Origin of the sequence: Brevibacterium sp. S111, assembly GCF_004745075.1 — a bacterium.
Classification (GTDB): domain Bacteria; phylum Actinomycetota; class Actinomycetes; order Actinomycetales; family Brevibacteriaceae; genus Brevibacterium.
This window is the reverse complement of record NZ_RHFH01000017.1, coordinates 43,363-52,622: the sequence shown is the minus strand read 5'-3', so window position 1 is coordinate 52,622 and position 9,260 is coordinate 43,363. Positions and strand designations below refer to the sequence as shown.

Annotated in this window: 10 protein-coding genes; 8 read left to right on the top strand and 2 right to left on the bottom strand. The window is 64.6% G+C overall.

The genetic code is table 11. The annotated features are described in order from the left end of the window. Positions 1-432 precede the first annotated feature (432 nt). A complete protein-coding gene (gene gdhA / locus EB836_RS15990) occupies positions 433-1,779 on the top strand; it encodes an NADP-specific glutamate dehydrogenase (RefSeq protein ID WP_135542169.1) in 1,347 nt (448 codons plus the stop codon). A gap of 210 nt (positions 1,780-1,989) precedes the next feature. On the opposite strand, the gene EB836_RS15985 is transcribed toward gdhA, so the two are convergent. Continuing rightward, entirely contained in the window at positions 1,990-2,505 is a 516-nt protein-coding gene (locus tag EB836_RS15985; protein WP_135542167.1) for a flavin reductase family protein, read from the bottom strand. Between the two features lie 31 nt (positions 2,506-2,536). Here EB836_RS15985 and EB836_RS15980 point away from each other — a divergent pair, with 31 nt between their 5' ends. Next, a complete protein-coding gene (locus tag EB836_RS15980) occupies positions 2,537-2,791 on the top strand; it encodes a DUF3039 domain-containing protein (RefSeq protein WP_135542165.1) in 255 nt (84 codons plus the stop codon). Next, positions 2,792-4,585, top strand: a complete 1,794-nt coding sequence (locus EB836_RS15975) for a DEAD/DEAH box helicase (RefSeq protein WP_135542163.1) — start codon at positions 2,792-2,794, stop codon at positions 4,583-4,585. 72 nt (positions 4,586-4,657) lie between these two features. Here the strand turns inward: EB836_RS15975 and EB836_RS15970 are convergent, their stop codons facing one another. After that, positions 4,658-5,977, bottom strand: coding sequence for a nicotinate phosphoribosyltransferase (locus EB836_RS15970; RefSeq protein ID WP_135542161.1), 1,320 nt, complete (start codon positions 5,975-5,977; stop codon positions 4,658-4,660). Positions 5,978-6,029: 52 nt separating this feature from the next. Between EB836_RS15970 and clpS the strand changes: the two genes are divergently transcribed. From clpS to rdgB, 5 genes are all read left to right on the top strand, one after another. Beyond that, positions 6,030-6,335 (top strand): ATP-dependent Clp protease adapter ClpS, encoded by a 306-nt coding sequence (clpS, locus tag EB836_RS15965; protein ID WP_135542159.1) that lies wholly within the window; start codon positions 6,030-6,032, stop codon positions 6,333-6,335. Between the two features lie 3 nt (positions 6,336-6,338). After that, positions 6,339-6,920, top strand: coding sequence for a DUF2017 family protein (locus EB836_RS15960; protein ID WP_135542157.1), 582 nt, complete (start codon positions 6,339-6,341; stop codon positions 6,918-6,920). Continuing rightward, positions 6,917-7,738 carry an MBL fold metallo-hydrolase gene (locus tag EB836_RS15955; protein WP_135542155.1) on the top strand — a complete coding sequence of 274 codons (822 nt, stop codon included), beginning with the start codon at positions 6,917-6,919 and terminating at the stop codon, positions 7,736-7,738. Before EB836_RS15960 ends, EB836_RS15955 begins: the two co-directional genes overlap by 4 nt. Before the next feature lie 65 nt (positions 7,739-7,803). Continuing rightward, a complete protein-coding gene (gene rph / locus EB836_RS15950) occupies positions 7,804-8,526 on the top strand; it encodes a ribonuclease PH (RefSeq protein WP_135542153.1) in 723 nt (240 codons plus the stop codon). After that, complete coding sequence (gene rdgB / locus EB836_RS15945; protein ID WP_135542151.1) at positions 8,523-9,128, top strand: RdgB/HAM1 family non-canonical purine NTP pyrophosphatase; 606 nt, start codon at positions 8,523-8,525, stop codon at positions 9,126-9,128. The genes rph and rdgB overlap by 4 nt, the downstream gene beginning before the upstream one ends. The last annotated feature ends 132 nt before the right edge of the window (positions 9,129-9,260 follow it).

Here is a 9,260-nt window from a genome sequence, read left to right as displayed (position 1 = left end):
GCGCGCTGATGGTACTGCAACTTGGTGGTTGTGGGAGAGTAAGTGACTGCCGCAATATTTTTTGGTGGGGGTGGCCTCGTCTGATTCCTGTTTGTGTGGGGGTTGGGCGGGGCCTTCCTCGTATTCATGGTGCGTTGTTGCTGCTGACCACAACCGTGTTTCTTGGTGGTTTGTGGGCAGTGTGGCGTGGTGGTGTTTAGTCGATTCCGAGGAACCGACGGACCGCCGTCCTTTTGTATTTGTCTTTCGTAATTGAACTCCTAAGGGCATCGAGATGGCGTTCGATCGGATCAGAGGAATCGTCCTTTCGGCGCATTCTCACACTGATATGAGGCCGTCGAGTTCTATATCTCAATCGACGTTGCCAGACAGTCGTGTCCATAATCCGGGCGGTCGGAGTCATGTTATGAGTGTCACGGTATGTTTGGGCGTATGAGCCTACATCCATCACTGCAGCCAATCTTGGACACGGTACTCCAACGTAATCCTGGAGAGTCGGAGTTCCACCAAGCGGTACAGGAAGTCCTCTATTCCCTGGGCCCCGTCGTGGATAAGCATCCCGAGTACCTGGAGCTTTCCGCACTCGAACGTCTGTGCGAACCCGAACGTCAGATCATCTTCCGGGTTCCATGGATCGACGACGCCGGCGATGTTCAGATCAACCGTGCCTTCCGCGTGCAGTTCAACTCGGCTCTCGGACCCTACAAGGGCGGTCTGCGATTCCACCCCTCGGTCAACCTCGGTATCGTCAAGTTCCTCGGTTTCGAACAGATCTTCAAAAACGCGATCACCGGGCTGCCCATCGGCGGCGGCAAGGGCGGAGCAGACTTCGACCCCAAGGGCCGCAGCGACCAGGAAGTGATGCGCTTCTGCCAGTCGCTGATGACCGAGCTCTCACGCCACATCGGCGAATACCGCGATGTTCCCGCCGGTGACATCGGCGTCGGCGGCCGTGAGATCGGCTATCTGTTCGGACAGTACAAGCGTATGACGAACTCCTACGAAGCCGGTGTCCTCACCGGTAAGGGTCTGTCCTACGGAGGGTCCATGGTCCGCACGGAAGCCACCGGCTTCGGTGTCGTCTACTTCCTCAAGGACATGCTCGCCGCGGCGAAGAAGAACATCGACGGACGTACGGTTTCGATTTCCGGGTCGGGCAACGTCGCTGTGTTCGCCGCTGAGAAGGTCACCGCATTCGGCGGCACCGTCATCACGATGTCCGACTCATCCGGCTTCATCCACGACCCGGACGGAATCGACACCGAACTCGTCAAGCGCATCAAGTTCGAAGAGCGCGGTCGGATCTCCGACTACGTTGTGGAGCACGGCGGACGTTCCTCTTACCATGAAGGTGGAAACGTCTGGGATGTTGAGGTCGATGTGGCACTGCCCTGTGCGACGCAGAACGAGCTCGACGCGGATTCGGCCTCGACCTTGGTCAAGAACGGTCTCATCGCCCTCGCCGAGGGGGCGAACATGCCGTGCACCCCGGAGGCCGTGAAGATCTTCTCCGAAGCCGGAGTGCTCTTCGCTCCCGGCAAGGCCGCCAACGCCGGAGGCGTGGGAACCAGCGCCCTCGAGATGCAGCAGAACGCCAGCCGCGACTCGTGGGACTTCGACTTCACCGAGGCGCGGCTCGCCGAGATCATGGGCGATGTCCATGACAGCTGCGCGGCCGCGGCCGATGAGTTCGGTCAGCCCGGAGACTACGTCTCCGGCGCCAACATCGCCGGTTTCATCCGCGTCTCCGAAGCCATGCTCGCCCAAGGGGTCGTCTGACCTCCTCCCCTGCCGACCGCTCAGCCCACGGCTGAGCGGCAGCAACCGGGCAGCCACGGCCGAGCCGATGGCAGCTGGGGGACAGGCGACAGCCTGAGGCGCGCCATCGGGTGCCACAACTGGACGGCCCTGCCCACCGCCGACTTCCTTCGCTGCGAAGAGTGTCGGCCGTGGGCAGGGCCTCGTTCGTGTGCTGGGCGCAGCCGAGTCTCAGCGCTGTCCGATGGTGCCGTATCCCTTGCGCCAGCGCAGCAGAGGACGATTCGTTCCGGCATTCGTCCCCGCGCCCAAAGCAACAACCCGACCGACGACGATATTGTGCGTGGCGACGTCGAGCACCTCGGTGAGTTCGAGCTCGAACCATGCGAGAGCCTCGGTGAGCACCGGCTGACCCGCCTGTGGGGCGGGGAAGGTGTCCACCCCCTTGAGGGACCCGTAGAGCGGTTGGCCCGACGCTCCGAGGCGTTCGGAGATATCCCGCTGATCCGAATTCAGCAGCGAGATCGCGAAATGCGAACTCGTCTCCAAGGTCTCCATCATCCTTGAACCGGAATAGATGCTCACCGCCATGGTCGGCGGATCGTAGGACACGTCGAGAAACGAATCGACGGTGATGGCGTGAAGAGCGCTGCCACGGGTGGCAGACACGATGGCGACTGCCGCGGCGATGTCATCGCTGAGCTCGCGGTAGCGTTCTGTGAGGGATTCGTCGTAGGCCTGGTCCATGACTCTCATTCTAGGGAACTACAATGGAGCCATGACCATTCCAGCTTCAGGCGGTTCAGCAACGATCGAGCGCGAGCAGACCGAGCAGCTTGCCGAGCCCGGAGATCACGAGCGCTTCAGCCACTACGCGCCCAAGGACAAGATCATGGAGTCCATGGTGACTGGGACTCCGCTGATCGCCTTGTGCGGAAAGGTGTGGGTTCCCACTCGCGATCCCGAGCGGTTCCCGATCTGCCCCAAGTGCAAAGAGATCTACGAAACGATGTCCGAAGGACCGCAGGAGTAGATGTCCGCGGAACAGCTCCCTGGAGCTCCAGGGACCTCCGCGGCAGAACAGCTTCCACCGGCTTTCCCCGAACGTGCGGCATGGGGAACAGCCGGAAAGTTGCGTGCCTGGCAGGCGGAGGCTCTCGAGCTCTACTTCAAGACCGAACCCAAGGACTTCCTCGCTGTCGCGACCCCCGGGGCCGGTAAGACGACCTTCGCTCTGCGTTTGGCCGCCGAACTCCTGGCCCGACGGGTCGTCAACCGCGTGACCGTGGTCGCACCCACCGAGCACCTCAAGGTGCAGTGGGCCGATTCCGCAGCCCGTGTGGGGATCAAGCTCGACCCCCACTTCAAGAACTCTCAGGGCAAGCACGCACCCGGCTACCACGGTGTCGCACTGACCTATGCGCAGGTCGCCGCGAAACCGGTCCTCCATCACAACCGCACAGCGGCCGGCCGCACCCTCGTCATCCTCGACGAGGTCCACCACGGCGGAGACGCGCTGTCGTGGGGTGATGCCGTGCGCGAGGCGTTCGGTCCTGCCGTGCGCAGGCTGTCTCTGACCGGAACCCCTTTCCGTTCGGACACCTCACCGATTCCGTTCGTCACGTACGCGCCCGACGAGAACGGCATCCGCACCTCGGTGGCGGACTACTCCTACGGCTACGGCCGGGCACTGAAGGACTCGGTCGTCCGTCCCGTACTGTTCCTCGCCTACGCCGGCGCCATGACCTGGCGGACCAAGGCCGGCGACGAGATGTCGCACGTCCTCGGTGAGGAGACGACCAAGGACATCAACTCCCAGGCCTGGCGCACCGCGTTGGACCCGAAGGGCGACTGGATCCCGGCCGTGCTCAAGGCGGCCGACATCCGGCTGACCGAGGTCCGCCGCACCGTCCACGACGCCGGCGGACTCGTCATCGCCACCGATCAGGACGCAGCCCGCGCCTACGCCAAACGCCTCCATGAGATCACGGGAGAGAAACCGACCGTGGTCCTCTCCGACGAAGTCGGAGCCTCAGAACGGATCGAACAGTTCCAGAACTCCACCGACCGGTGGATGGTCGCCGTGCGCATGGTCTCCGAGGGTGTCGACGTTCCACGTCTGTGCGTCGGCGTCTATGCGACCTCCTCGTCGACTCCGCTGTTCTTCGCCCAGGCGATCGGCCGTTTCGTCCGCGCCCGCAAACGTGGCGAGACCGCCTCGGTGTTCTTACCGTCCGTGCCGGTGCTGCTGGCCCTGGCGAACTCGATGGAAGCCGAACGCGATCACGCTCTCGACCGGCCGAAGACCGAGGACGAGAATGATGTCGTCGTCTTCGACGACCAGGCCATGGAGCAGGCGAACCGGAATGAGGGCGCCTCCTCCGACCAGCTCGGCTCGTTCGAAGCCCTCGGCGCGGAAGCCCTGTTCGACCGAGTGCTCTTCGACGGCGGCGAATTCGGCACCGGCGGTGCCATCGGCTCCGAAGACGAACTCGATTTCATCGGGATCCCCGGCCTGCTCGAACCCGACCAGGTCCACGAACTGCTGCGAACCCAACAGGCACGTCAGGCCAAACGCAAGACGGCCACGGGCCCTCCGGCACCGGAAGTCGAGACCAGCGAACTCGAACACCGAGCGATGAAGGAAGAGCGCAACCAGCTGCAGAGCCTCGTGGGCGCCTGGTCCAGGCGCACCGGCACACCGCACCAGAACGTGCACGTCGAACTGCGCAAAGCGTGCGGGGGACCGGCGGTCGCTCAGGCCACGCGTGAGCAGATCCAAGCCCGGATCAAGAAGCTCCAGGGCTGGTTCATCGGCAAGAAGTGACGCCGCCGGGCCGGACCCCGAAGCCGACGGAGGAGGGCGGTGCGGCCGCCGAGGCGGTCCGGCCGCAGGAGATCAGGCGGAATAGAAGACTGTGGGAATGGCGGGCTCGCCGTCCTGCAGTCGACGCGCCGAACGCGGCAGCTCCGCCAAAGACTCATCGTGGCGGGCACAGGCCTTCTTCACACCCGCGGCTCCGGTGAAGGACTCATCGACCTCACCGTCGCGTACGAGATCGACGCTGAGACGACGACCCTCACCGAGATCATCGGGCAGGGCCGGAATGCCGACGGCTTCCTCGACCGCAATCGCGCCGTCGATGAGGCGCAGCGCCTCCTTGTGCCCGCCGCGAGAGGGCTTGCCCGATGAGTGCTTCGCCACCGAGGTCCACTCACCGGCTTCATCGGCGCGGGCGACGAGCTTGTACACCAGTCCCGCTGCCGGAGCGCCGGAACCGGTGACGACGCGGGTGCCGACACCATAGGAGTCGACCGGGGACGCGGCCAGCGCGGCGATCGCATACTCGTCAAGATCGCTGGTGACGGTGATCGTCGTGTCATGAGCGCCGAGGCGGTCAAGACCCTCGCGCACCTCGCCGGCCTGCTCGATGAGGTCACCCGAGTCGATCCGCACCCCGCCGAGCCCGGTACCGGCGAGTTCGACCGCGGTCGCCAGGGCCTCTTCGACGTCGTAGGTGTCGAGCAGCAGAGTCGTATCGGTGCCCAAAGACTTCAGCTGCGCGGCGAAGGCCTCACGTTCGGAATCGTGGAGCAGAGTGAAGGAATGGGCCGAGGTGCCGATTGTCCGCAGACCATAGGTCAGTCCAGCGGCGAGATTCGACGTCGATGCGAATCCGCCGATCACCGCGGCCCGCGCCGCCGCCACAGCGGCGTGTTCGTTCGTGCGTCGTCCGCCCATCTCAGCGCAGGGGCGGTCGCCAGCCGCCTGCGCCATCCGAGACGCCGCCGACGCGACCGCACAGTCGTAGTTCATCGCGGAGAGGATGAGCGTCTCGAGGATGACCCCCTCGGCGAAGGTCGATTCGATCGTCAGCAGAGGGGAGCCGGGGAAGTAGATCTCGCCTTCGGCATAGCCGCGGATATTGCCGGTGAACCGGTAGTTCGCCAACCAGTCGATCGTGCGGGCGTCGACGATGTCCTCGCGGCTGAGGAAAGACAGCTCCGCATCATCGAAGCGGAAGTCGCGGATCATCTCGAGGATCCGACCGGTGCCGGCGACGACACCGTAGCGGCGGCCAGCGGGAAGGCTGCGGCCGAACACCTCGAAGAGACTCTTGCGATGGGCGGCGCCGGATTCCAAGGCAGCCTGCACCATCGTCAATTCGTACTGATCCGTGAAGAACGCCGTCGAATCGGTCCGTGTGAGATCACTCATAGGCGCGATCTTACGTCACGACAGCGTCAGTGTTCTGCCGTAAGCTGGAAACGTGAGCAACCCAACGACACCAGTTCTCGAGCCGGAGGTCGACGTTCGACCGGCCGAGGACCTGGCTAAGCCCTGGCGAACCGTGGTCTTCAACGACCCGGTCAATCTCATGAGCTATGTCAGCTACGTGTTCCAGACCTACTTCGGATATTCCGAGGACAAAGCCGACGCACTCATGCTCGAAGTCCACGAGAACGGGCGCTCCGTCGTCGCCACCGGAGGCCGCGAAGCCATGGAGAGAGACACCCAAGCGATGCACGAATACGGTCTGTGGGCCGCGTGCCAACCCGATTCAGGATCCGACTGACCTATGGCAGCCATCGACGCACGGGGGGATGATGTCGTCCTCCGCCTCGAAGACAACGAGCGCTCGCTCATGCTCACGGTCTTCACCGACCTCGCCGCCCTGCTCTCCGAAGACGATGGGTCCGAGGACGGCTCCCGACCGGATTCGGAGAACTGGGATGCCCGCCTCGGGCTCGTCGGCCGTCCCCGCCCCGAGGATCCGGCGCTGCTGCGGCTGCTGCCGGATGTCGACCCGGAAGACGAAGAGCGGTCGACGGAATTCCGGCGGCTGACCGAATTCGACCTCAAACAGGCCAAGGCACACAATGTGCGCATCGTGCTGCTGGGCCTGAGCAAGGGCAACGACATCACCCTGACCCACGACGAGACCCTGGCGTGGATGAAGGGCCTGAACGATCTGCGGCTCGTGCTCGCCGTCCGGCTCGGCATCGACACCGAGGACGCGCAGGATGAGAAGTACGCGCGCCGTGAGGAGCTCTCCGAGTCCGAAGACCTCACGCTGACCCTGTACGACTTCCTGACCTGGATTCAGGACCGACTGACAACGACCTTGCTGACCCGGAAGCAGGGGGATGACGAGACATGAGACTCACCGCCATCGGCACCGCCGGCTCTTTTCCCGGACGCGGTGCTCTCGCCAGCTGCTACCTCATCGAAACGGAAGAGGACACGCCGACTCGCATCATCCTCGACCTCGGGTCCGGGGCGCTGAGCCCCCTGCAGCAGACCGTAGACACCGACCGGCTCTCCGGCATCGTCCTCAGCCACCTGCACCCGGACCACTGCATGGACATGACCGGGCTCTACGTCAAACACTGCTTCGATCCGAAGTTCTTCAACGGCGACATCTCCGACACCGGCACGATCCGCACCCGCACCCCCGTCTTCGCCCCCGCCGGCGCGAAGGAGCGACTGATGAGGGCGTATTACACGGATCCCGGAAAGTCCCCGGTCGCCAACGGGGGAGACGACTCGGACTTCGACCATGCCTTCGAATTCTCCGACCTCGACCACGGCACTCGGAATCAGATCGGGTCGCTGACCGTCGAGTCCTTCCTCGTCGACCACCCGGTCGAGGCCTACGCGCTGCGCATCACCGACGCGAAAGGCAGCGTCATCACCTACTCCGGTGACAGCGACGAATGCGACAACCTCGTCGCCGCGGCGAAGGATGCCGACCTCTTCCTCTGCGAAGCGGCTTTCCAGGAAGACCGCGACACCGCTCGCGGGATCCACCTCACCGGCAAACGCGCCGGACGCGTGGCACAGAACGCCGAGGTGTCCGCGCTCGTGCTCACCCACATTCCGATCTGGACCGACTGCTCCATCGTCCGCGGTGAGGCAGCCGGTGAATACCGCGGTCCCATCGAGCTGGCGAAACCCGGAGCCACCTGGACCGTGTGAGCCGGAGCCGCAGGGGCGAAGGCACATCAGACCAACCCGCAACCGAAACATGAAAGAGGCACACCGTGCGAGCAGACGGCCGTCAGGCAGACGAACTCCGTGAAGTCCGGATCACCCCCGACTGGATCAACACTGCCGAGGGTTCGGCGCTCATCGAGTTCGGCAATACCCGTGTCCTCTGCGCGGCATCTCTGACCGAAGGCGTGCCTCGCTGGCTCAAGGGCCAGGGTCGCGGCTGGGTGACCGCCGAATACGCGATGCTGCCCCGGGCCACGGACTCCAGGAACACCCGCGAATCCGTCAAGGGCAAGCTGGGCGGACGCACCCACGAGATCTCCCGCCTCATCGGCCGCAGCCTGCGCGCGGTCATCGACATGGAGAAGCTCGGCGAGAACACCCTCGTCCTCGACTGCGACGTCCTCCAAGCCGATGGGGGCACACGCACGGCTTCGATCACCGGCGCCTATGTCGCCCTGGCGAATGCCATCGACAAGGGCCGCTCGACCGGTCTCATCCCCGCAGCCCACAATCCGCTCATCGACTCCATCGCCGCCATCAGCGTCGGCATCATCGACGGTGAGCCTCTGCTCGACCTGCCCTATGTCGAGGATTCCCGAGCCGAAACCGATATGAACGTGGTGATGACCGGTTCGGGCAAGTTCGTCGAGGTCCAAGGCACCGCTGAGGGCGCACCCTTCGATCGCGACGAGCTCGGCAAACTCCTCGACCTGGCCGCGCACGGCTGCAGCGAACTCACTCGCCTCCAGTCCGAAGTGCTGACGCGATGACGACGTTCGTCCTCGCCACCCACAATGAGGGCAAGAAGCGGGAGCTGCTGGCCATCCTCGGCCCTGTCCTCGGCGCCGACACCCAGGTGCTCACCGCCGCCGAGGCGGGCCTGGCCGATGTCGCCGAAACCGGGGTGACATTCACCGACAATGCCCTCATCAAGGCTCGCGCCGCCGCTGCGGCGACCGGTCGCACCGCGATCGCCGATGACTCGGGCATCAGCGTCGACGTGCTCGGCGGGGCGCCGGGGATCTTCTCCGCCCGCTGGTCGGGACGCCACGGCGACGACAGAGCCAACCTCGAGCTCCTGCTCGCGCAGCTGAGCGACATCGCCGCCGAACACCGGGGTGCGCAGTTTCGCTGCGCAGCGGCCGCGGTGACCGCCGACGGTCGCGAATTCACCACCGAAGGCGTCATGCCCGGGCGCCTGGCTACGGAGCCGATGGGGGAGAACGGCTTCGGCTACGATCCGATCTTCGTCCCCGACGGGTCGACGCTGAGCACCGCGCAGATGAGCTCCGAGGAGAAGAACTCGCGGTCACATCGCCGCATCGCCTTCGATGCTCTCGCCGAGGTCCTCGCCGCCGAAACGAATCTCTGAAGTCTCACGTCACCTGCTCGGGTTCGGGAGTTCGACCGGACGCTGCGCATCGCCCCGTCCGTGAGGCCCGAAGAACCGGTTCGCATGCTCTCGTCCGGTGAGTCCGACAGGCCAGCTCACCTGATCCAACAT

Bases quoted from the DNA above. Each gene is read 5' to 3' on its own strand.
- gdhA (WP_135542169.1), top strand. From the start codon at position 433: ATGAGCCTACATCCATCACTGCAGCCAATCTTGGACACGGTACTCCAA.
- EB836_RS15985 (WP_135542167.1), bottom strand. From the start codon at position 2,505: ATGGACCAGGCCTACGACGAATCCCTCACAGAACGCTACCGCGAGCTC.
- EB836_RS15980 (WP_135542165.1), top strand. From the start codon at position 2,537: ATGACCATTCCAGCTTCAGGCGGTTCAGCAACGATCGAGCGCGAGCAG.
- EB836_RS15975 (WP_135542163.1), top strand. From the start codon at position 2,792: ATGTCCGCGGAACAGCTCCCTGGAGCTCCAGGGACCTCCGCGGCAGAA.
- EB836_RS15970 (WP_135542161.1), bottom strand. From the start codon at position 5,977: ATGAGTGATCTCACACGGACCGATTCGACGGCGTTCTTCACGGATCAG.
- EB836_RS15960 (WP_135542157.1), top strand. From the start codon at position 6,339: ATGGCAGCCATCGACGCACGGGGGGATGATGTCGTCCTCCGCCTCGAA.
- EB836_RS15955 (WP_135542155.1), top strand. From the start codon at position 6,917: ATGAGACTCACCGCCATCGGCACCGCCGGCTCTTTTCCCGGACGCGGT.
- rdgB (WP_135542151.1), top strand. From the start codon at position 8,523: ATGACGACGTTCGTCCTCGCCACCCACAATGAGGGCAAGAAGCGGGAG.